The organism is Burkholderia sp. BCC1985 (assembly GCF_905339915.1).
Lineage (GTDB): Bacteria > Pseudomonadota > Gammaproteobacteria > Burkholderiales > Burkholderiaceae > Burkholderia.
The window spans coordinates 234,205-254,575 of record NZ_CAJPGY010000005.1; the positions used below are offsets into that span (position 1 = coordinate 234,205).

At 70.1% G+C, this 20,371-nt stretch carries 20 protein-coding genes; 14 read left to right on the plus strand and 6 right to left on the minus strand.

What is annotated here, in order from left to right; genetic code table 11:
- Nucleotides 1–15 precede the first annotated feature (15 nt).
- Nucleotides 16–1,098: an ABC transporter substrate-binding protein gene (locus tag U4Z31_RS07205; protein ID WP_124488394.1), complete on the minus strand. Its 1,083-nt coding sequence runs from the start codon at nucleotides 1,096–1,098 to the stop codon at nucleotides 16–18.
- An 810-nt stretch (nucleotides 1,099–1,908) separates the two neighbouring features.
- Between U4Z31_RS07205 and U4Z31_RS07210 the strand changes: the two genes are divergently transcribed.
- The 12 genes from U4Z31_RS07210 to U4Z31_RS07265 all read left to right on the plus strand — a co-directional run bounded on the left by U4Z31_RS07210 (nucleotide 1,909) and on the right by U4Z31_RS07265 (nucleotide 12,420).
- Nucleotides 1,909–2,091, plus strand: a complete 183-nt coding sequence (locus U4Z31_RS07210) for a Flp family type IVb pilin (protein WP_044843866.1) — start codon at nucleotides 1,909–1,911, stop codon at nucleotides 2,089–2,091.
- Between the two features lie 88 nt (nucleotides 2,092–2,179).
- The gene (locus U4Z31_RS07215) at nucleotides 2,180–2,659 is read left to right on the plus strand and encodes a prepilin peptidase (RefSeq protein ID WP_124488396.1); all 480 of its coding nucleotides are present in this window, start codon (nucleotides 2,180–2,182) and stop codon (nucleotides 2,657–2,659) included.
- A 19-nt stretch (nucleotides 2,660–2,678) separates the two neighbouring features.
- Nucleotides 2,679–3,707: a Flp pilus assembly protein CpaB gene (gene cpaB, locus U4Z31_RS07220; protein ID WP_321809838.1), complete on the plus strand. Its 1,029-nt coding sequence runs from the start codon at nucleotides 2,679–2,681 to the stop codon at nucleotides 3,705–3,707.
- A gap of 53 nt (nucleotides 3,708–3,760) precedes the next feature.
- A complete protein-coding gene (locus U4Z31_RS07225) occupies nucleotides 3,761–5,140 on the plus strand; it encodes a type II and III secretion system protein family protein (RefSeq protein WP_321809839.1) in 1,380 nt (459 codons plus the stop codon).
- 14 nt (nucleotides 5,141–5,154) lie between these two features.
- Nucleotides 5,155–5,538: a CpaD family pilus assembly lipoprotein gene (locus U4Z31_RS07230; RefSeq protein WP_321809840.1), complete on the plus strand. Its 384-nt coding sequence runs from the start codon at nucleotides 5,155–5,157 to the stop codon at nucleotides 5,536–5,538.
- A 22-nt stretch (nucleotides 5,539–5,560) separates the two neighbouring features.
- Nucleotides 5,561–6,784, plus strand: a complete 1,224-nt coding sequence (locus tag U4Z31_RS07235) for an AAA family ATPase (protein WP_321809841.1) — start codon at nucleotides 5,561–5,563, stop codon at nucleotides 6,782–6,784.
- A complete protein-coding gene (locus U4Z31_RS07240; RefSeq protein WP_321809842.1) occupies nucleotides 6,781–8,193 on the plus strand; it encodes a CpaF family protein in 1,413 nt (470 codons plus the stop codon). The genes U4Z31_RS07235 and U4Z31_RS07240 overlap by 4 nt, the downstream gene beginning before the upstream one ends.
- Nucleotides 8,190–9,167 (plus strand): type II secretion system F family protein, encoded by a 978-nt coding sequence (locus U4Z31_RS07245; protein ID WP_044843872.1) that lies wholly within the window; start codon nucleotides 8,190–8,192, stop codon nucleotides 9,165–9,167. The genes U4Z31_RS07240 and U4Z31_RS07245 overlap by 4 nt, the downstream gene beginning before the upstream one ends.
- Nucleotides 9,164–10,108 carry a type II secretion system F family protein gene (locus tag U4Z31_RS07250; protein ID WP_124488402.1) on the plus strand — a complete coding sequence of 315 codons (945 nt, stop codon included), beginning with the start codon at nucleotides 9,164–9,166 and terminating at the stop codon, nucleotides 10,106–10,108. Before U4Z31_RS07245 ends, U4Z31_RS07250 begins: the two co-directional genes overlap by 4 nt.
- On the plus strand, nucleotides 10,105–10,962 hold the full coding sequence (locus U4Z31_RS07255; protein WP_321809843.1) for a tetratricopeptide repeat protein: 858 nt from the start codon (nucleotides 10,105–10,107) through the stop codon (nucleotides 10,960–10,962). Before U4Z31_RS07250 ends, U4Z31_RS07255 begins: the two co-directional genes overlap by 4 nt.
- Nucleotides 10,959–11,387, plus strand: a complete 429-nt coding sequence (locus tag U4Z31_RS07260) for a TadE/TadG family type IV pilus assembly protein (protein WP_044843875.1) — start codon at nucleotides 10,959–10,961, stop codon at nucleotides 11,385–11,387. The genes U4Z31_RS07255 and U4Z31_RS07260 overlap by 4 nt, the downstream gene beginning before the upstream one ends.
- Nucleotides 11,380–12,420, plus strand: coding sequence for a TadG family pilus assembly protein (locus U4Z31_RS07265; protein WP_124668360.1), 1,041 nt, complete (start codon nucleotides 11,380–11,382; stop codon nucleotides 12,418–12,420). The genes U4Z31_RS07260 and U4Z31_RS07265 overlap by 8 nt, the downstream gene beginning before the upstream one ends.
- On the opposite strand, the gene U4Z31_RS07270 is transcribed toward U4Z31_RS07265, so the two are convergent.
- Both U4Z31_RS07270 and U4Z31_RS07275 read right to left on the minus strand, forming a co-directional pair.
- The gene (locus U4Z31_RS07270) at nucleotides 12,384–13,646 is read right to left on the minus strand and encodes a glycosyltransferase family 87 protein (protein ID WP_321809844.1); all 1,263 of its coding nucleotides are present in this window, start codon (nucleotides 13,644–13,646) and stop codon (nucleotides 12,384–12,386) included. The two genes, U4Z31_RS07265 and U4Z31_RS07270, sit on opposite strands and share 37 nt — an antisense overlap.
- A gap of 16 nt (nucleotides 13,647–13,662) precedes the next feature.
- Nucleotides 13,663–14,739 carry a glycosyltransferase family 2 protein gene (locus U4Z31_RS07275; protein WP_321809845.1) on the minus strand — a complete coding sequence of 359 codons (1,077 nt, stop codon included), beginning with the start codon at nucleotides 14,737–14,739 and terminating at the stop codon, nucleotides 13,663–13,665.
- Nucleotides 14,740–15,028: 289 nt separating this feature from the next.
- On the opposite strand from U4Z31_RS07275, the gene U4Z31_RS07280 reads away from it, so the two are divergent.
- Nucleotides 15,029–15,403 carry a phage protein NinX family protein gene (locus U4Z31_RS07280; RefSeq protein ID WP_321809846.1) on the plus strand — a complete coding sequence of 125 codons (375 nt, stop codon included), beginning with the start codon at nucleotides 15,029–15,031 and terminating at the stop codon, nucleotides 15,401–15,403.
- Nucleotides 15,404–15,433: 30 nt separating this feature from the next.
- Here U4Z31_RS07280 and U4Z31_RS07285 read toward each other — a convergent pair whose 3' ends face one another.
- Nucleotides 15,434–16,423 carry an ABC transporter substrate-binding protein gene (locus tag U4Z31_RS07285; RefSeq protein WP_321809847.1) on the minus strand — a complete coding sequence of 330 codons (990 nt, stop codon included), beginning with the start codon at nucleotides 16,421–16,423 and terminating at the stop codon, nucleotides 15,434–15,436.
- A gap of 131 nt (nucleotides 16,424–16,554) precedes the next feature.
- On the minus strand, nucleotides 16,555–17,433 hold the full coding sequence (locus U4Z31_RS07290; RefSeq protein WP_321809848.1) for a LysR family transcriptional regulator: 879 nt from the start codon (nucleotides 17,431–17,433) through the stop codon (nucleotides 16,555–16,557).
- Nucleotides 17,434–17,533: 100 nt separating this feature from the next.
- Here U4Z31_RS07290 and U4Z31_RS07295 point away from each other — a divergent pair, with 100 nt between their 5' ends.
- Nucleotides 17,534–19,102 carry an MFS transporter gene (locus tag U4Z31_RS07295; protein ID WP_321809849.1) on the plus strand — a complete coding sequence of 523 codons (1,569 nt, stop codon included), beginning with the start codon at nucleotides 17,534–17,536 and terminating at the stop codon, nucleotides 19,100–19,102.
- Nucleotides 19,103–19,192: 90 nt separating this feature from the next.
- On the opposite strand, the gene U4Z31_RS07300 is transcribed toward U4Z31_RS07295, so the two are convergent.
- Nucleotides 19,193–20,365, minus strand: a complete 1,173-nt coding sequence (locus tag U4Z31_RS07300; protein WP_321809850.1) for a LysR family transcriptional regulator — start codon at nucleotides 20,363–20,365, stop codon at nucleotides 19,193–19,195.
- Between the last annotated feature and the right edge of the window lie 6 nt (nucleotides 20,366–20,371).

Sequence of the window (20,371 nt, forward strand, 5' to 3'; positions counted from 1 at the left end):
CGGGGCGGGTCCGGGTCAGGAGAGGGGCTTGCCGGCCGCGTCGTAGCGCGGCCAGTAGTGCTCGAGGTGCTGCGCGCGCAACGCGTTGTCGAGATACTTCGGCTCGAACCAGCCGTCGACGTCGACCGGCTGGCGGATCAGTTTCAGCTTCAGCGCGTCCTGCGCGACGGCCTTGTAGCGCGCGACGAGGAACGGATCGATCAGCGGCGACAGGCGGTCCTTCAGGCGCTGGTTCGCGTAGTCGGCCTGCCACGACGCATACGGCACGCCGCTTTTTTCCCACAGCCTGAACAGCGCATCGCGGTTCGCTTCGTCGGACGACCATTGCGCACCCTTGACCAGCGCGTTGACGACGCGTTGCACGATGTCCGGATGCGCGTGCTCGAAGTCGTCGAGCACGAGCAGGTGGGTCTGCCGCGTGTATTGCGGGCCGTCGTTCTGCGATTCGTAGATGATTTTCGCGAGGCCCGCGTCGCGCAGTTTGTACAACTGATAGTCGCCCACCGACGCGTCGATGCCCTTCGACGCGAGCGCGGCGAGCGAACTCGCGGAGTCGAGGTTGATCACGCGCAGGTCGCGTTCGCCGAGGCCGTTCTTCGCGAGCGCGTTGTCGGCGACGAGCTGCAGGTTCGTGCCGCGGAAGATCGACACGCGGCGGTCCTTCAGATCGGTGATCGAACGGATACCGGAGTCGGGCGGCACCGCGATCTTCACGCCCGAGCGTACGCTCGCGGCGAGCAGCAGGCGCGTCCTGATGCCGTTCGAGCGCGCGAGCACGGCCGGCAGGTCGCCCTGGTAGGCGAAGTCGAGCGCCTTGTTGGCGATCGCCTCGTTGACCGCCGGGCCCGCGCCCTTGAAGAACAGCCACTGCACCTTGATGCCGTCGGCCGCGAATTCCTTTTCGACGAGTTGCTGCAACTGCGCGGTGGCCGCGCTCGACCCGCCGAAGGTCGGCGGATCGCCGGTGCCCTGCTGGGCGACGCCGATGCGGATCGTGGCGGGCTTGTCGGCGTGCGCGGCGGCAGCGGGCAACGCGACGAGGGACGCGATCAGCAGCGATCGCAGCAGGCGCAGTGGAGACGGGAATCGGTCGATCATGGTGCGTCGGATGGTGAGGAGTCGAAATCGGGCCGGAGGGTGTCGAACCATTCTGGAGGACGCCTCGGGCGCGGGACAAGCAACGATTTGAACTATGCTTATCGCCGCGTTTCGGGTTGGCAAATCACGCGTGGCGCCGATTGGAAATGGCGAGACGGGGGAGCGCGGCGTGCGGATTGCGCACGCCGATCGGCGGCGAATCGAGCGTCGGTGACAGCGGCGCCAATCCGGATCGGGCAATGCGATCGGGTGCGCAAAATTTTCCGGATCATGCCGGCGCGCACGAAAAAGATGCCGGGAAACGCACGCGCGAGTTCGTTTCAAGGTCGGGCAGGTAAATCACGCGGCATATCGGAAAACTGAATAAAAATCATCGAATTGCAACGGCGTCGGCAACGATGCATCCCGGTATTAACATTCTTACTGCACGCCGCGCCGGGCTTGTTGCATCATGCTGAAAAGCGGCAAATGGCATGCGCGAATTTCATCGCTGAAGGGCGCCGCCCATAAATGCACTCTGACGCTAAATAATTTGAAATCGCCGAAAAAATTGTCTATACCCTAGACGAATCAGTGTGAATTGCATTGTGCCAATGCAGTTATGCAACAAGCGCGCGCATGTCGCGGCGGATTCCATTGCCGACCATCGCGCGTTGCAGCGATCGAATGGATTCCGGGGGATGCGCATGGCCCGACGACAGGGCTGCCGCATGAGTCATGAATGGGCGAAAACGCCGTGCGTGCCACCGAAGCAGCGCCGCTTCTTTTCACTCAACGGTCGATCACCGACCCCGTCACACGGAGGTTGTCATGCTGCAATACGTCAAGACCTTGCTGCGCGATGAACGCGGCGTCAGCTCGCTCGAGTACGCGGTTCTGGCCGGCATCGTCGTGGTCGCACTGGCGGCGGTCGGGGTGATCCTCAGCAGTACATCCGGCGGCTTGCCGGCCGTGTTCACCGCGCTGATCAACAAGGTCACGGCGCTGATCTGATCTCCTGAACCCGCGCGCCGCCGACGAACACACGGATCCGCAGCGGTACGACGTATCCAGCCGGGGCGCGCCGACGGACGGCTCTCCGATGCTCTTTCTCGTACAGTCGGCGGCGACGCTCGTGCTGGTGTCGCTCGCGACGCAGGATGTGCGCGCGCGGCACCTGTCCAATCGCGCGGTGCTGGCGTTCGCGATGCTGTATTTCGTTGCGGCGGCACTCGCGCGCGAAGGGCTCGCGCACGTCGCCGGTCACGTGGCGACCGCCGCGGCGATGCTGCTGCTGTTCGCCGGCCTGCGTCACGCGGGCTGGATCGCCGGCGGCGACGTGAAGCTCGCGGCGGCGGTATTCCTGTGGGCCGGCCCGGCGCTCGCGTTCCCGGTGTTGACGATCGTCGGTGCGAGCGGCGCCGCGTGCGGCGTCGCCGCGCTCGCGGCCGTCGCATGGCAGCGTCGCGCCGCGCCGGCGCGTACGATTGCGACGCGCGGCGTGCCGTACGGAATCGCGCTCGCGCTCGGCGGGGCGCTGGCCGTCTGGGCGCCGTTCCCTCACGCGGTTTCGCTTGCCTAGACCGGGGACGCACGCCGCCATGCCCAAACCCCTGAGAATGACCGTGCTGATCATCGCTGCCGCGATCGGCGCGTTCATCCTGCGCCAGCTGTATGTCGCCGCGTCGACGCCGCCGGTGCCCGGCGAAGCGGCCGAGGTGCGCGTGCGCGTCGCGGCGGCGGACCTGCCCGAAGGGCTGCTGCTGCGCGACAACGATCTCGCATGGAAGCGCATGCCGCGCACGCAGGTGCCGGCCGGTGCGTTCGTCGAGTCGCAACCGGGCGCGGACCTGAAAGGCGCGCTGCTGCGCAACCGTGTCGACGCCGGCGCGCCGATCCGTGCGGACAACGTGATTCCGGGCGCCGCGCCGGATTTTCTCGCGGCCGCGCTGCAGCCCGGCATGCGCGCGATCTCGGTGCCGGTCGACGATGTGTCGGGCAACGCGGGGCTGATCCAGCCGGGCGACTTCGTCGACGTGGTGCTCACGCAGGAGATCGGCGGCTCCGCGACGACGCCCGGCACGTTCGAAGCGGAGACGGTCGTGCGGCGCGCGCGCGTGCTCGCGGTCGGCTCGGAATTCCAGCGTGCGAAGACGCCTGCGAGTGCGCCGGACGTGCCGGCCCGCGCGCGCACGGTCACGCTCGAGGTCGCGCCGCGCACCGCGCAGGTCGTGCTGGTCGCGACGCGCCTCGGCTCGCTGTCGCTGTCGCTGCGCAGCTTCGCGACGAGCGATCGCCGGCAGGCGGCGGGCGGCGACGAAGCGGAGCCCGATACGCCGCCGGTGTGGGCCGGCGACGTGTCGCGCGCGGCGCGCCGCGCGCAGCTGGCGCCGCCCGCGAGAACGGACGCCGGCACGCGGCCGGCGCCGCAGGGCAATACGGTCGTGATCTATCGCGGCTCGTCGGTCGACGACGGGTCGCACGGCAGCGGCAGCGGCACCGGCACGCCGGGCCTGCCGCCGCTGCCGTCCGGCTGGTTGGGCACGCTGGTTGCGCCGGCGGCGCCCCCGGGCGGCAATGTCGCCGCGGATGCGACGGCGCAGGCGCCACGGATCGCGGCGCCGCAGTGAGCAGTGACGATTCGGGCCGGCCGCCCGGCGGCCGGCATTTGACGGGAACACGCATGGTGCGCATGGTTCGTTGGATGGCTTTCTGGTGCCTGGCCTGCATCGTCGCGCCGGGCGTCGCGCTCGCGCAGCGCGCGGGCGCGACGGACGCCGGCGCGGCGTTGTCGATCGCGACCGGCAAGGGCGAGATGCTGTCGCTGTCCGAACCCGCGACCGCGATGTTCGTCGCGGACCCGACCATCGCGGACATCCAGGTGCCGTCGCCGCGCACCGTGTTCGTGTTCGGCAAGAAGGCCGGCACCACCACGCTGATCGCGCTCGGCGCGAACCATCGGCCGATCCTGCGCCGCACGGTGATCGTGCAGGTCGACACCGCGTCGCTGCAGGCGGTGCTCGACAGCCGCTTTCCGCAATTGAAGCTGTCGGTGTCCGGCGCGCCGGGCTCGCTGATGGTGGCGGGCAAGGTGCCGAGCGCGGCCGACGCGGACGCCGTGATGCAGTCGCTCGCGCCTTACGTCAACGACAAGGAAAAGATCGTCAACCGGCTCACGCTGTCGCGCCCGATCCAGGTGAACCTGCGCGTGCGCGTGACCGAGGTGAGCCGCAACGTCACGCAGCAGCTCGGCATCAACTGGAGCTCGCTCGGCTCGGCCGGCAACTTCTTCGGCGGCTTGCTCAGCGGCCGCACGCTGTTCGATCCGACGACCAAGGTGTTCAACCTGTCGCCGACCGGTGCGTATTCGGTGCTCGGCGGTTTCCGCGCGGGGCGCTGGTCGATCGACGTCGTGCTCGACGCGCTCGATCAGGAAGGCCTGATCACGATGCTCGCGGAGCCGAATCTCACCGCGATGTCCGGCCAGACCGCGAGCTTTCTCGCGGGCGGCGAAATTCCGATCCCGGTCGCGCAGGCCGGCAACACCGGCGCGATCACAGTCGAGTTCAAGCCGTTCGGCGTGTCGCTCGACTTCACGCCGACCGTGCTCGCCGACAACCGGATCAGCCTGAAGGTGCGCCCGGAGGTGAGCGAGGTCGATTCGAACAACAGCGTGACGACCGGCAGCGTCAGGGTGCCGGGACTCTCGGTGCGGCGCGTCGAGACGACGGTCGAGCTGTCGAGCGGGCAGAGCTTCGCGATCGGCGGGCTGCTGCAGAGCCAGACGGCGGATACCGTGGCGCAGGTGCCGGGGCTCGGCCGGCTGCCGATCATCGGCCGGCTGTTTTCGTCGAAGAACTTCCAGGACAACAAGACCGAGGTCGTCGTGATCGTGACGCCGTACATCGTGCAGCCGACCGGCCCCGGCCAGCTCGAGCAGGCGCTCGACACCGTCGCGCGGCCGAGCAGCGATCTCGAGTTCGCGATCCAGCGCAATCTCGGGCTCGACCTGCTGACGGGCGACACGCCGCGCCTCGTCGGCGCCGCGGGCTTCGTGTACTGACCGGAGGAGCGCGCATGCGAGTTCGAACCATCGTCGCCGCCTTGCCGCCACTGGTGCTTGCGGGCTGCTTCTCGGCGCCGCCGCCGCTCAACCTGCCCGATGCGCGCGCGATCGGCTTCGACGGCGTGCACGCGGTGCCGCCCGACTGCGCGAAGCTGATGCAGCCGTCGCATCTCGTCGATGCGGGGTTCGGACGGCCCGGCGTGCCGTTCGGCTGCGCGACCTACACGAATCTCGCGACGATGCTCGCGCGGCCGGAAGACCTGGTCGCGCCCGTGCCGTACGGCGGCGCCGATGCGCAAGTCGCCGCCGACGCGGTGCGCCGCTACGTCGAGGATCGCGTGAAGCAGCCGGCTCCGGACAAGACGCTGACGACGACCGGCTCGTCCGGCCACTGACCCGCTCCCGATGCCCATCGCGATGCCGCCCATGAACGTCCTCGATCGCCAGAATGCCAAGCGCGCCGCCGCAGCCGGTGCGGCGGATCTCATCGCGGTCGTGTCCGATGCCGGCAGCGAAGACGTGATCCGCCGCGTCGCCCAGGACCTGTCGATCACGCGCGCCCACGTGCAGCCGGGCAACTGCGACGACGCGATCCGGCTGCTGCAGCAGCACGAGCGCTCGCCGCGCCAGCTGATCGTCGACGTGTCGGATTCGGTGCTGCCGGTGTCCGACCTGATGCGGCTCGCCGACGTGTGCGATCCGTCCGTGAGGGTGGTTGCGATCGGCACGCAGAACGACGTCGGGCTGTTCCGCAACCTGCTCGGCATCGGTGTGCAGGACTACATCGTGAAGCCGCTGACCGTCGAGTTGATGCGGCGCGCGTTGACCGCGACGGAATCGGTCGTGCAGGTGCGCACCGGCAAGATCGTCAGCTTCGTCGGCGCGCGCGGCGGCGTCGGCACGACGACGGTCGCGGTGAGTCTCGCGCGCTGCCTGGCGGGCGAGAAGCGCCGCCGCGTGGCATACGTCGACCTGAACCTGCACGGCGGCGGCGCGAACTCGCGGCTCGGGCTATCGAGCAACAACGGGCTGATCGAACTGCTGAACATGGAACAGCGTCCCGACGACGCGTTGTTCGACCGCATGTTCGTCACGAAGGGCGACCGCCTGCACGTGCTGTCGGCCGAACTGGCGTACGGCGACGACGCGCCGCTGCGCGACGATGCGATCGCGTCGCTCGTCGAGATGCTGAAGGACCGCTTCCATTACGTGCTGTTCGACGTGGGCAACCGCGCCGGCAAACTGTTCGAGGATGCGCTGACGGTGTCCGATCTCGTCTATATCGTCGCCGACCGCTCGGTGCATGCCGCGTACGAAGCCGCCCGGCTTGCGCGCTTCGTGAGGGAGCTGCCCGGCGAGCGGCTGCTGTCGATGATGCTGAACAACCCGCTCGAGCCGGTCAAGGGGCGCGTCGCGCAGGCCGACTTCGAGGACGCATTCGGCGGCGTGCGGCTGCGCGAGCTGCCGCACGAGCCGCAGACGCTCGCGGTCGCCGAGAACCTCGGCGAGCCGATCGAAGGCACGAAACGCCGCGGCTTCCTGGACGAGATCCGGCTGCTCGCGAACGGCATCACCGGCGAATCGATGGCCGTCGCGCAGCCGTGGTACGCGCGCTTCGTGAAATGGAGGAAAGGATCGTGACGTTCGGTACCCGCAAACGGCCGACGCCTGCGCCCGGGCCTGCGGCTACTCCTGCCGCGCCGCGCGACGACGCGACGGCACCGGTCCCGACAGCGAGCCAGGCGCCCGCGTCCGCGCGCGGGCTTGCGGTGGCCGATACCCACGAGGCGCTGATTCGTTCCGGCAAGTTCGACGCGATTCGCACCGCGGTGTTCTCGTCGATGAACATGTCGGCGGCGCTGATGAAGACGCGCGACGAAGTGCGCGCGGGCATCGAGCAGGTGGCCGCGCACACGGTCGAGCGCGAGCGCCTGAAGATCACGGCGGGCGAGCAGGTGCTGATCGTCGACGCGATCCTGAACGACATGTTCGGCGTCGGGCCGATCGAGCCGCTGCTCGCCGACGACACCGTCTCCGACATCCTCGTGAACGGCCCCGACCAGGTGTACGTCGAGCGCGCGGGCCGGCTCGAACTCACGCCGCTGAAGTTTCGCGACAACGCGCACGTGACGAGCGTCGCGCAGCGGATCGCGGCGGCGGTCGGGCGCCGCGTCGACGAGAGCAGCCCGATGGTCGACGCGCGGCTTGCCGACGGCAGCCGCGTGAACGTGGTCCTGCCGCCGATCGCGATGCGCGGCGCGTCGATCTCGATCCGCAAGTTCGCGAAGCGCGACATCACGCTCGCGCGGATGGCGCATCAGGGCAACATCTCGCACGGGATGCTGCAGGTGCTGAAGATCGCGTGCGCGTGCCGGCTGAACATCGTGATCTCGGGCGGCACCGGGTCGGGCAAGACGACGCTGCTCAACGCGCTGTCGCAACACATCGAGGAGCACGAACGGATCGTGACGATCGAGGATGCGGCCGAGCTGCAACTGCTGCAGCCGCACGTCGTCAGTCTCGAGACGCGGCCGGAGAATACGGAAGGGCTCGGCGGGATCTCGCAGCGCGACCTCGTGCGCAACGCGCTGCGGATGCGGCCCGACCGCATCATCCTCGGCGAAATCCGCGGCGCGGAAGCGTTCGACGTGCTGCAGGCGATGAATACCGGGCACGACGGCTCGATGACGACGATCCATGCGAACTCGCCGCGCGACGCGATCAGCCGGCTCGAAAGCATGGTGATGATGGCGAACGCGAACCTGCAGCTGCTGTCGATCCGGCGCCAGATCGCGAGCGCCGTGCACCTGTTCGTGCAGGTCGAGCGGATGCGCGACGGCGTGCGCCGCGTGACCCGGATCACCGAGATCGTCGGAATGGAAGGCGAGGTGGTGATCACGCAGGACCTGTTCGCGTTCCGCCAGGAGGGCGATACGACGCGGGACGTGGTGAAAGGCGTGTTCGAGGCGTCGTCGCTGCGGCCGGCGTTCGCGCCGCGCGCCGCGTACTACGGCGTCGAGGATGCGCTCTCCGAGGTCTTCCGGCAATGAGCGCCGCGGATCTGCTCGGGCTCGGCGCATTCGTCGTGATCCTCGCGGCGGGCCTCGCGCTGTCCGCGTGGCTGGACCGTGCGCGCCACACGCCGGAGCAGCGCATTCGCGAGCGGATGCGGCACCTTGCGCCGTCGCTGGCGGGTCGGGAAGCCGGTGCGGCCGCCGCACCCGGCATCGCGCTGTTCAACCTGCCGCGGCGGCAAAGCCGCGCGCGCGCGTGGCTGCAGCGCTACGTGACGCGCGTGCGCGCGGTTGGCGGCGAACGCGGGATGCGGATCGTCGTCGCCGGCACGATCGCCGGCGCGATTGCCGCGATCGTGGTGGTGCAACTCGTCGCGTTGCCGCACGCGCTCCATCCGCTGATCTACGTCGGGCTGCCACTGGTGGCGATGCGCGCCAGCTATCGCGCGCTGGTCGAGCGGTTCCGGCTGCGTTTTCTCGAAGCGTTCCCGGACGCGATCGACCTGATCGTGCGGGCGGTGCGCGCGGGCATTCCGGTCACGCAGGCGATCAGCACGGTGGGCGACAGCGCGGCGGAGCCGGTGCGCTCGACCTTTCGCTCGATGGGTGACAGCCTGCGCGTCGGCGCGGATCTGAAGGACGTGCTGACGCACGCGGCAGACCGGCTGATGATCGCGGATTTCTCGTTCTTCACCGTCTACCTGCTGCTGCAGCGCGAGACCGGCGGCAGCCTCGGCGAGACGCTCGACGAGCTGTCGAGCATCATCCGCACGCGCCGCGACATCCGCCTGAAAACGCGCGCGCTGACCGCCGAGGGGCGGATCACGACGAAGATCATTTCGGCGGTGCCGTTCGTGATGATCGGCGCGCTGTTCCTCGTGAACCGCGCGTACGTGATGCTGCTGTTCGACACGCATGCCGGACGCGTGATGCTGACGATCGCCGCGGTGCTGCTGACGATCGGACTGCTGACGATTCACAAGATCTCGAAACTGGATACCGCGCGATGACGATGTCGATGCTGGCCGCCCGCGGCCTCGAACTGTTGCTACTGCTCGCGTGCGTCGCGGCGGCGCTCGCGACGCCCGGCGGCGGCACGCGCCGGCGGATCGCGGAGCGCGTGCAGCAGGCGGCCGGGCAACGTCCGCTGTCGCTGGTGGCGGGGCGGCTGCAGCCGGGCGAGGTACGTCAGGACCTGACGCGGCGGCTCGCGCAACTCGGCGAGCGGTTGCCCGTGCTCGACCCGATGCAGCGTGTGAAGCTCGGGCTGCAGCTGACGCGCGCGGGCTTTCGCGAGCGGCGTGCGGTGTCCTCGATGATCGGCATCAAGCTGAGCTGCGGCGTGCTGCTCGCGGGCGTCGCGATCGTGTTCAGCCCGTACATTCCGCGCTTCGGCGAATACGTCGTGATCCGGGCGCTGGCGATGGTCGCCGCGTTCGTGATCGGCGTGATCGTGCCGGAATACGTGCTCGGCGCAATGATCCGGCGGCGTCGGCGGATCATCGCCGCGTGCTTTCCGGACGCCCTCGACCTGCTGGTGATCTGCACGATGGCCGGCAACAGCCTCGTATCGGGCGTGCGGCGCGTCGCGCGCGAACTCGAGCGCATCTGCCCGCCGCTCGCCGACGAGCTGACGGTATGCGCGGACGAGCTGACGCTGAGCGGCAACGTATCCGAAGCGCTCACGCATTTCGCGACGCGCGTCGACTTTGCGTCGGCGCGCTCGCTTGCCACGACGCTCACGCAATCGCAGCGCTTCGGCACGCCGATCACGCAGGCGTTGCGGACGCTGTCGCGCAGCGAGCGCACCGAGCAGATCGTCGCGCTCGAGGAGCAGGCCGCGAAGCTCGCGCCGAAGATCACGCTGCCGATGATGCTGTTCATCCTGCCGACGGTCGGCCTGATCGCGGCGGGCCCGGCGGCGATTCGCCTGCTCGAGGTGTTCAAATGACACGATCCGTGATCAGTGCGTTCGCATTCGCGGCGGTGTTGCCGGTGCTGGCCGGCGGCTGCGCGCCGGGCATCCAGACGCGGCCGGCGCTGTCGCACAAGAGCGACGACCCGCAGGCCGAACTGCGCATTGCCGACAGCGCGCTCGCCGGCGGCAACGTCGATCTCGCGTCGACGCTGTACGAGAAGGTGCTCGCCCGGCATCCCGATTCGCTCCCGGCGCGCCTCGGGTTGGGCGACGTCAGCTACCGCGCGGGCGATCTGGAGCGCGCGCGGATTCTCTACGAGCAGGCACGACAGCAGGCACCCGCGGAACCCGGGCCGCAGGTCGGGCTCGCGCGCGTCGCGTTGCGGCAGCGCCGGCTCGACGAGGCCGCCCAGCGCTACCGCGAGCTGCTGGCCGCGCAGCCGAGCCTGCCGCTCGCGGCGGAAGGTCTCGGTACGGTGCTCGACCTGCAGGGCCGCCATGAAGACGCGCAGGCCGTATACCGCGATGCGCTGCGCGTGCATCCGGATGCGCAGGGCTTGCGCGTCGACCTCGGGCTGTCGCTCGTGCTGAGCAACCGGCCGCGCGAAGGCGTGAACGTGCTGCTCGACGTGGCCGGGTTACCTGATGCGCCGTGGCAGGCGCGCCAGAACCTCGCGTTCGCGTATGGCGTGCTCGGCAACACCGATTCGGCGAAGAAGCTGTTGTCGGCGGATCTGCCCGCATCGGCGGTGGCCGACAATCTGCGCGTCTACGAGGCAGTGCGCGCGCAGCTTGCGGCGCGCCCGGCGCCCGCCGCCGCACGACCGTCGACGGGGGCCGCGCTCGACCCGCACGCGCTGCCGCCCGCCGCGGGGGCGGCAAGATGACACGCCAGGCGATGGGCGTCCGTCACGCGCGCGGCGTCGTATCCCTCGAGTTCGTGCTGATGCTGCCGTTCCTGCTGATGGTGCTGATCGGCATCATCGACACGAGCCTGCTGCTGTGCGACAAGGCCGTCATCACGAACGCGAGCCGCGAGGCCGCGCGCGCGGGCGTCGTGCTGCGCGTGCCGATGCTGACCCCGACACAGATCGCCAACGTCGCGTCGACCTACACGCAGAACAGCCTCATCACCGGCGGCACCGCGACGACGCCGACCATCACCGTGACGCAGGCGAACGGCACGACGGCCGGCACCGCGCTGACGGTCACGGTGACCTACACGTATTCGGGGCTGGTGCTGGGGTCGGCATTCAGCGCGCTGACCGGCCCGGTGACGATCTCGGCCAGCTCGGTGATGCTCTATGAATGACGCAGCCGGCACGCCATGCATCGGCGCCACGCGCGAGCGCGGCTCCGTCGCGCTGTTCTTCCTGCTGTTCCTGATTCCGCTGCTGTCGTTCGGCGCGCTGGCGATCGACATCGCGTGGGTGGCCACGGTGCGCAACCAGTTGCAGAACGCCGCCGACGCGGCCGCGCTCGCGGCGGCCGACGCGATGATGTCGCCCACGGGCGGCGCGCTGAACTGGTCGCAGGCCGCGCCGGCGGCGAACGGCGTGATCGCGCAGAATGCGGCGGCAGGCGCGCCGCTCGCGACCGGCACGGTGACGACCGGCTACTGGAACGTGACGCGCAACCCGGCATCGATGCAGCCGACGACCATCACGCCCGGCCAATACGACGTGCCGGCGGTTCAGGTGACCGTGTCGCGCGCGCCGGGCGTGAACGGCGGCTCGATTCCGCTGCTGCTCGGCGGGCTGCTCGGCATTCCGGGCGCGTCCGGCAGCGCGACCGCGATCGCGGTGCTCGCCGCGCCGGGCGGGGTGGCGGCGGGCGGGCTCTTTCCGGTCGCGATCGACCAGTGCGTGTACAACCAATACTGGAACACGCTGACCAACCAGCCGCTGATCAATCCGCTGACCAACCTGCCGTACGAATTCTCGATCACGAACGGCCAGACCTACGGCACGCTGTGCATGGGCGGCCAGTGGACGTCGTTCCAGTCGACCGCGAGCGACACGACGACGATGGGCGGCCTGATGGTGACCGGCAACCCGACGACGCTCAATATCGGCGACAGCATCTATCTCGCGACCGGCGTGAAGGCGACGCTCTACACGTCGGTGCCGGTCGGCACGACGGTCGTGCTGCCGGTCGTCACGCAGACGGCAAGCAGCACCTACGTGCCGATCGTCGCGTTCGCGGCGTTCCGTATCGACGTGTCGCTCGGCGGCACGTACAAGTACATCCAGGGGCACTTCGTCGCCGGCGTGAAGATGACCGGCGTCGCGACGGGCGTCGGGCCGTACTACGGGCTGTACGTGCCGCCGCGGCTCGCGTTGTGAGCGTCGTGCCGCGCGCGGCGCAGCAGCACGAGCAGCGCGAAGAGCGTCACGACCGGGCCGATCTGCGGCAGCAGCAGCCACGGGTTCAGGTATTCGGCGACCGGCAGCGCCCACATCAGCGCGATCGCGGCCTGTTCGCCGCGCAGCCAGCCGTCGCGCCAGCCGATCGACAGCATGCAGGCGATCGCGATGGCGAGCCACGCAAGTTCGTAGTGCCACACGTACGGGTTCGCCACGAGCGTCGCGACCGCCAGCACGGCGGCGCGCACGCGGGTATCGCGCGATTGCGTCCATGCGATGCACGCGGCGGCGATCGCGATTGCCGCAATACACGCTTGCGCGGCATAGGCGGCGCCGAGCGGCACGCCCGCAAGCCGGAACGCCGCGAACGGCGTCGGCGACGCGAGCCAGAACACGACACCGTGTTCGAGGACGATCGATCGCGCGAGTCCGGTGCTCGCGACGAACAGGCGCAGCGACTCGGTGCCGCAAATCAGGACGCTCAGCGCGACGAACGTGCCGGTGGCGAGCGCGGCCCATGCGATCGTGCGCCATGCGCGCACGGCGACCAGCACGAACGGGAACAGCAGCGCCATCTGCGGCTTGACCGACAGCAGGCCGATGCAGAGGCCCGCCCAGATCGGCCGCCGTTCGGCCCAGTGGACGGCCAGCGCCGCGCACGATGCGGTCAGGAACGCGTTTTGCCCGAGCGTCGCGGTGACGAACACGCAAGGCGCGGCGGCCAGCGCGAGTGGACCGACGCGCGATGCGCCCGGAATCGTGCCGAGACGCGAAACGCGCCACGCGACGAGGCCGAGCACGACGACGCCGATCGTGACGAACACCGGGTAACCGAGCGCGAAGGGCAGTAACGCCAGCGGTGTCACGAGCAGCAGATAGGTGGGCGGGTACAGCCACGGGGCGAAGACGTCGCGGCGAAGGTGCGTGAACAGCCCGGTCGTCAGCCGCGAGAAGGTTGAGAAGTCGTACGCCTGCGCCGGCGAGCCGTGCAGCATCACGTACGAGGCCGACCAGAACACCGAGAAGTCGGCACCGGGGCGTGCCCCGATGCTTCCGGATCCGTGACGAACGACGGTCGTCCAGATCGCGATGAACAGTGCGTCGAGCACGAGCATCAACACGCTGTACACGACGACGCGCCGCAGCGTGAGCCACGCGCGCACGGGCCGCTCCGCCGAGCGCATCGATTCGCGGGGAATGTCCAATTGCGGCGGTCCGGTTCTACTTGAACGACGCTTTGCGGGCGGCGACGCCGGCGACCGCCGGCATCGCTGCCCTGCGGCGGGCCGCGGGCGTGCGCTTCAGCGGAAACTGCAGCAGCTTCGATGCCGGCTGGGCGGCGGCATCGCGCTCGGCACGGTAGCGCCGCCTCACGAGATAGACGGGCCGCTGCTTGGACTCGTGATAGATCCGCCCGAGGTATTCGCCGATCACGCCGATGCCGATCAGCTGGATGCCGCCGACGAACAGCACGACGGAGATCAGCGACGGGTAGCCGTGCACCGGATTGCCGTACAGCAGCGTGCGCACCACGATGAAGGCGCCATACGCGAGCGACAGCATCGCGAACGTGAGACCGACGTAGGTCCACACGCGCAGCGGCACGGTGCTGAAGCTCGTGATGCCCTCGAGCGCGAAGTTCCAGCGTCGCCATCCGGAGAACTTCGAGCGGCCGCCGCTGCGCGGCGCACGCGTGTATTCGACGATCGCGGTGCGAAAGCCGACCCACGCGAACAGCCCCTTCATGAACCGCCGCCGCTCCGGCAACGCGCGCAGCGCTTCGACGACCTCGCGATCCATCAGGCGGAAATCGCCGACGTTTTCCGGCATTTCGACTTCGGACAGCGCATTGTGCACGCGATAGTAGAGCGCCGCCGCCGCGCGCTGCAGGTATGGGTCGCACATGCGGTCGGTGCGTTTCGCGGCGACGACCTCGGCACCGGCGCGCCAGTGTTCGATCATCGCGGGAATCAGGGCGGGAGGGTCCTGCAGGTCGGCGTCGATCAGGATCACCGCGGCGCCGGCGGCCTCGTCGAGGCCCGCGGTGAGCGCGGCTTCCTTGCCGAAGCGGCGTGTGAGATCCACGACGTGTACGCGCGCGTCGCGGGCGGCGATCGCGAGCAGCCGGTCGAGCGTGCGATCGCGGCTGCCGTCGTTGATGCAGACGATCTCGAAGCGGACCCCGGCGACCGACTCGAGAACGGGCAGCGTTTCGGCAAAGAACGCGTCGATCGTGTCTTCTTCGTCATGAAACGGCACGACGAGCGATATCAGCGGTTTCCTGGCGTGCGTGGACATGCTGCGGTCTCCCGAGAGATCCGGCCTGCGCTGCACCGTATGGTTCCGGTTGTCGTCCGCCGAACGGGCCCGGCCCGGTTCGGCGTGAATGCGGTTCCGGGATGCGTGCCCACCGCCGCCCGGACGATACGTGTTGCGTTCATTGTACGCAGGAATCGCCGATTCGTAACACGTATCGGCGGTTTCGCACGACGGGCGCGCTTGCCGGGCAACGCACCGGTCGCGGCGTGGCCGGCGCATCGCGCGCGGCAGCGCTAGGATGGCGTTTTCACGACCGCGGGAGGGCGCGATGCAGGTTCACGATCTGGTCGGTGCGCCGCTCGATTTCTGGGTGGCGATGGCGGAAGCACTCGGCGCGCCGCGCGTCGACGCCGCGGGATGCACGGTCCTGCGCGAACCGGGCGGCACGCCGGTGCCGTACGTGCCGTCGTCGTCGTGGGTAGACGGCGGGCCGCTCGTCGAGCGTTTGCCGTTCGGCGCGTTCGAGCGCGACGGCGGGCACGGTGCGTGGCGCGCGGTGCTGCATCGGGCAGTGCCGGCGGCCGGCGAGCGCTGCACGTTCAACCAGTCGGGCCCGACGCTGCTGGTCGCCGCGATGCGCACGCTGGTTGCGTCGACGTTCGGCGACGACGTGCCGGATCTCGACATGGCGAAGGCGCGTTGAACGCCCGCACAGGCGACGACGTGCAGCCGGTTACGCGGCCGGCAGGTTGCGCACCGCGATCGACGCGACGTCGACGCGCTTCGGCAGGATCGCGTCCGCGGCCGCGCGATCGGCGACGCGCTGCAGCACGTCGATGTCCGCGCCGGTGACGCCGCGCTGCGCGAGCGCCGCCCGGCGCGCGATGTCGGCGGCCGCCTCGCGCGGCAGGCGCGTGAGCGACGCATAGACGGTCGCGTAATCGGCGGGATGCCCGAGCGCCCACTGGCCGGCTCGGGTGAGCCGCGCGAGCACGTCCGACAGCGCCGCGCGCTTCGCGCGATCGTCGAGCGTGTCGACCGGCGACGTGAGGAACGCGAGCCCGGAATTGATCCCGCTGCCGTCGCGCACGATGCGCGCACCGCGCCGGACCACGTTGCCGTAATACGGATCGAAGGTCGCCCAGATACCGATCTGCTTCGCCTCAAATGCGGCGAACGCGTCGATCGGCAGCACGAAGCGCACGTCGACGTCGCCCGGCGCGAGGCCGTGTTCGCGCAGCGCGCCGTAGAGCTGGTATTGCGAGATGCTGCCGCGCGCCGACGACACGACGACGGTGCGCCCCTTCAGGTCGGCGACGGTGCGCACCGGCGAATCGGGCTGCACGACGATGCCGAGCGACGTCGGCGAGCCGACGCGCGTGGCCACGATCCGCAGCGCCGGATCGCCGAGCGCGGCCGTCAACACCGGCAGGTCGCCGGCCGGCGCGAGGTCGATCGCACCCGCGCGCTGTGCTTCGAACAGCGGCGCGGCGCCCTGGAAATTCGCCCAGCGAAACCGGTACGGCACGCCGTCGAGCACGCGCGCGGCTTCGGCCAGCGCGCGCAGGCCGCCGGCCTGGTCGCCGAGCACCAGCGTCACGTTGGACAGGTCGGGGCCGGCCGCGCGGACGGGCCGTGCGGCGGCGCCGGCAAGCGGTGCGGCGGCCAGGGCGGCCACGCGCAGCAGTGTGCGGCGGCGGGCCGGGGCGGAGGGCGAAGTCATCGGCGGCAGGTCCTCGGTGATCCGCGCGAGAGGCCGCGCGGCTGCCGGGCAGATTACGGAATCGGTTTCGCGCCGGCAAACATCGAATCGCGAAATGCTTATTCGCGCGTCCGTTATCGGCGGGACAGGCGCTAGCCCGCGGCAGGGACGGCGCGCAGGAACGCGCGTACCGCGGGTGCCTTCTCGAAGCGCCGGTGCGCGAGCGCGAGTTCGGACATGATCGGCTTGCCGGCGATCGGCCGGTACACGACGCCCGGCAACGACACGCAGTCGGCGAGCGCGTCCGGGATCACGGCGACCCAGCCGTTTACCGATACGCACGCGAGCACCGCGAGCAACCCGCCCGGCCGCGCGGCGATCACCGGCGCGAAGCGGCCGCGGCGCGCGACTTCGAGCGTGCCGCGCTCCTGTTCCGGCACGGCGAAGCGCGCGTCGGCGAGATCGGCGGCACGCACGGTGGTCATCGCCGCGTAACGCGAATCGGCCGGCACAGCCGCGACGAATACGTCGCGCTGCAGCGTGACGATCCGCAGCCCGCCCGGCAGCGGCAAAGGCGGGCGCACGTACGCGAGGTCGAGTCGGCCCGCGTCGAGCTGTTTCGCGACGTCGTCCATCGGCACCTCGCGCAGGTTCAACTCGATGCGCGGATGCGCGGCGCGGAACGCGCCGACCGTGCGCTGCAGCGTGCCCGAATAGACGGCCGACGACACGTAGCCGATCTCGATCCGGCCGAGTTCGCCGCGCTCGGCGAGCGTCGCGAGTTCGCGGCCGCGCTGCAGATGCTCGACCGCCGCGCGCGCCTCGGCGAGAAACGCAATGCCTGCCGCCGTCAGCGAAACCTCCCGGCGCGAGCGCTGGAACAGCCGCACGCCGAGCAGCCGCTCGGCTTCCTGGATCTGCCGCGTGAGCGCGGGCGGCGCCATGTTGAGCGCGTCGGCCGCGCGCGCGAAATGCAGGTGCTGCGCAACGCTCAGGAACGCGCGCACGTGACGGAATTCGAGCGGATTCATGATTGCAATTTTCGTTAATGAAACTGCATCGGTATGTCAATGACGGGTAATAGCGGGCAAGCCTAGCATACGGCTCGTTCCTCTCGTTCCGGAGCCGTCGATGTCCCAGTCTTCTCCCGCCCCGCGCGCAGGCGCGCCTGCCGTCGCGCGCACGGGCACCCGCCTGCCGGCCGCCGCGACGCTCGCGGTCGCGTCGGCGACATGCTCGTTGATCGTCCTCGACACGAACGTCGTCGCCGTGTCGCTGCCGAGCATCGCGCGCAGCTTCCATGCGAGTTTCGCCGACATCGAATGGGTCGTGAGCGCCTACATGACCGCGTTCGCCGCATGCCTGCTGCCGGCCGGCGGGCTGGCCGACCGCTTCGGGCGCAAGCGCATGCTCGGCGCGGGGCTCGCGCTTTTTTCGCTCGCGTCGCTCGGGTGCGGGATCGCGCCGTCGGCCGGCTGGCTGATCGCCGCGCGCGCGGCAAAGGGCGGCGGGGCCGCGCTGTTGCTGACGGCCGCGCTCGCGGTGATCGCGAACCGCTTTCCGGACGGACGCGAACGGGCGCGTGCATGGGCGATCTGGGGGATGTGCATGGGGATCGCGACGGCCGTCGCGCCGCTGGTCGGCGGCGCGATCACGCAGTGGATCGGCTGGCGCTGGGTGTTCCTGCTGAACCTGCCGGTGTGCGCGCTGCTCGCGGCCGGCGCGCGCGTCGCGATCGACGAGTCGCGCGATCCGCACGCGAAACGGGTGGATGCCGCCGGCAGCCTGCTGTTCGGCGCGGCGCTCGCCGGTGCGATCGCGGCGCTGATCGGCGCGCCGTCGCATGGCTGGCTGTCGACCGCGACGCTCGGCCGGTTCGCGCTGGCCGCCGCGCTGCTGGCCGCGTTCATCGGTGCGGAGCGCTGGCAGGCGCGGCCCATGATCGATCTGGCGTTGTTCCGCCAGCCGCGCTTCGTCGGCGCCGTGCTCGCGATGTTCGGCTATGCGGCGTGCGCGCAGGTGATGATGACGTTCCTGCCGCTGTACCTGCAGAACGCGTTCGGGATGTCCGCGATCGACGCGGGGCTCGGGATGCTGCCGTTCGCGTTCGCGATGATCGCCGGGCCCTCGCTCGGCGGCCTGCTCGCCGCGCGCGTATCGTCCGGCGGCGTGCTGGCGGGCGGGCTCGCACTGATCGGCGCGGGCAATCTCGCGACCGCGGCGCTGACGGCCGGCGGCGACTACCGGCTCGTCGCGCTCGGCATGTTCGTGACGGGCTGCGGCGCCGGCATCATGAACGGCGACACGCAGAAGGCGATCATGGCGTGCGTGCCGCCGGGCCGTACCGGGATGGCGTCGGGCATCAGCACGACCACGCGCTTCTCGGCGATCGTGACGGCCGTCGGCGTGCTCGGCGCGGTGCTGGCCGCCAGCACGCACGCGCACCTCGACCGGCTGCTGTCTGTCGCACCGGGCGTGCGCGCATTCGTCGACGCGCCGTTCATGTCGAGCCTGCTGGCCGGCGATCTCGCGCAGGCGCTCGCGCACGTGCCGCCGTCGGCCGCGCGCACGCTTGCCGATGCGGCACCCGCGGCCTTCGCGAGCGGATTCGCCGCGGCGCTGACGGTCAGCGGCGTGCTCGCGCTTGCCGTCGCCGTCATCGCATACAAGTTGCTTGCGCAACCGATGCGCGACGCGTGATGCGTGCGGCGGGCGTTCATGCCTCGCTCGTTGCACGCGACGATACGGAGCCGCCGGGCTTGCGCGTTCAGGTTGTCGTCGGCGATCGATTCAGCGCGACTTCGTCGTGACGCGATGAACGCGCGCCGCACGCGCGACACGCGGCCGTTGCGATGCACCGCAATGCGTCGCCTGCCGGCGGCGCGTGCGTCGGGTCGGTTCCGGCGCGGCTTCGGCGATCGGCACGTTCGCCCGCGCATCTGCATTCGCATTCGCGGCAACCGCCGCGACAGCCGGCCGCGTGGCCTCCGCGTCGAGCCAGCCGCGCGTCGCCTCCGCGATCAGCCCGCGCAGCCAGCGAACACCGTCGACGCAGGCGCCCGACTCATTCCACGTCATCCGGTACACGATCGCGGGCGGCTCGGCCGGCAGCGCCACCGCGCCGAGCGGCAGCAGCTTCGCGTAGTGGCGCGCGAGCCGGTACGTGGTGGTGAGGATCAGGTCGGAGCGCACGAGCGCATGCGCGGCGAGTTCGAAGTGCGGCAGCGTGACGACGATCCGCCGCTGCAGGCCGACGCGTTCGAGCTGCCGGTCGATCGCGCCGGACGCTTCGAGCCACGACGGTGTCGGGCACAGCTGCGCGGCTCGAGCGAATTCGGCGGCCGTCATCGCGCCGCGCCGTGCGAGCGGATGCGTGGCGCGCATCAGGCACACGACGCGATCGTCGAACAGGTCGTCCTGCCGGAACCGCGACAGGCGGGCAGGGCGGTTGTCGATCACGACGTCGAGCTCGCCGTCGGCGAGCGCGCGTTCGTCGTCGTAGCCGTCGCCGAGCGGATGGAACACGAGTTGCGCGTTCGGCGCGCGTTCGCGGAACAACGCGACGAGCTTCGGCACGAACAGCACGTTCAGGTAGTCGGGGCAACCGATCCGGTAGGTGCGCACCGACGTGCGCGCGTCGAAGGTCGGCTGCTGGATGCGGATGAAGTCGATCACGCGCAGCGCGTTGCGCAGCGGCTCGATCAGCCGCGCGCCGAACTCGGTCGGCACCATCCCGTAGCGGCTGCGCACCAGCAGCGGATCGCCGAGCAGCGTGCGCAGCCGCTTGAGCGCGGCGCTCGTCGCCGGTTGCGACATGTTCAGCCGCACGGCCGCGCGCGACACGGTGCGCTCGGTGAGCAGCACGAGCAGGATGCGCATCAGGCGCGCGTCCAGACCGTCGAGCGCACTCCTTGCGTCGGACGCATCGAGGGACAGGCCGTTCGGCGCCGGTGCGTCCCGCATGTCGCT

Bases quoted from the DNA above. Each gene is read 5' to 3' on its own strand.
- U4Z31_RS07205 (WP_124488394.1), bottom strand. From the start codon at position 1,098: ATGATCGACCGATTCCCGTCTCCACTGCGCCTGCTGCGATCGCTGCTG.
- U4Z31_RS07210 (WP_044843866.1), top strand. From the start codon at position 1,909: ATGCTGCAATACGTCAAGACCTTGCTGCGCGATGAACGCGGCGTCAGC.
- U4Z31_RS07215 (WP_124488396.1), top strand. From the start codon at position 2,180: ATGCTCTTTCTCGTACAGTCGGCGGCGACGCTCGTGCTGGTGTCGCTC.
- cpaB (WP_321809838.1), top strand. From the start codon at position 2,679: ATGCCCAAACCCCTGAGAATGACCGTGCTGATCATCGCTGCCGCGATC.
- U4Z31_RS07225 (WP_321809839.1), top strand. From the start codon at position 3,761: ATGGTGCGCATGGTTCGTTGGATGGCTTTCTGGTGCCTGGCCTGCATC.
- U4Z31_RS07230 (WP_321809840.1), top strand. From the start codon at position 5,155: ATGCGAGTTCGAACCATCGTCGCCGCCTTGCCGCCACTGGTGCTTGCG.
- U4Z31_RS07235 (WP_321809841.1), top strand. From the start codon at position 5,561: ATGCCGCCCATGAACGTCCTCGATCGCCAGAATGCCAAGCGCGCCGCC.
- U4Z31_RS07245 (WP_044843872.1), top strand. From the start codon at position 8,190: ATGAGCGCCGCGGATCTGCTCGGGCTCGGCGCATTCGTCGTGATCCTC.
- U4Z31_RS07250 (WP_124488402.1), top strand. From the start codon at position 9,164: ATGACGATGTCGATGCTGGCCGCCCGCGGCCTCGAACTGTTGCTACTG.
- U4Z31_RS07255 (WP_321809843.1), top strand. From the start codon at position 10,105: ATGACACGATCCGTGATCAGTGCGTTCGCATTCGCGGCGGTGTTGCCG.
- U4Z31_RS07260 (WP_044843875.1), top strand. From the start codon at position 10,959: ATGACACGCCAGGCGATGGGCGTCCGTCACGCGCGCGGCGTCGTATCC.
- U4Z31_RS07265 (WP_124668360.1), top strand. From the start codon at position 11,380: ATGAATGACGCAGCCGGCACGCCATGCATCGGCGCCACGCGCGAGCGC.
- U4Z31_RS07275 (WP_321809845.1), bottom strand. From the start codon at position 14,739: ATGTCCACGCACGCCAGGAAACCGCTGATATCGCTCGTCGTGCCGTTT.
- U4Z31_RS07280 (WP_321809846.1), top strand. From the start codon at position 15,029: ATGCAGGTTCACGATCTGGTCGGTGCGCCGCTCGATTTCTGGGTGGCG.
- U4Z31_RS07285 (WP_321809847.1), bottom strand. From the start codon at position 16,423: ATGACTTCGCCCTCCGCCCCGGCCCGCCGCCGCACACTGCTGCGCGTG.
- U4Z31_RS07290 (WP_321809848.1), bottom strand. From the start codon at position 17,433: ATGAATCCGCTCGAATTCCGTCACGTGCGCGCGTTCCTGAGCGTTGCG.
- U4Z31_RS07295 (WP_321809849.1), top strand. From the start codon at position 17,534: ATGTCCCAGTCTTCTCCCGCCCCGCGCGCAGGCGCGCCTGCCGTCGCG.
- U4Z31_RS07300 (WP_321809850.1), bottom strand. From the start codon at position 20,365: ATGCGGGACGCACCGGCGCCGAACGGCCTGTCCCTCGATGCGTCCGAC.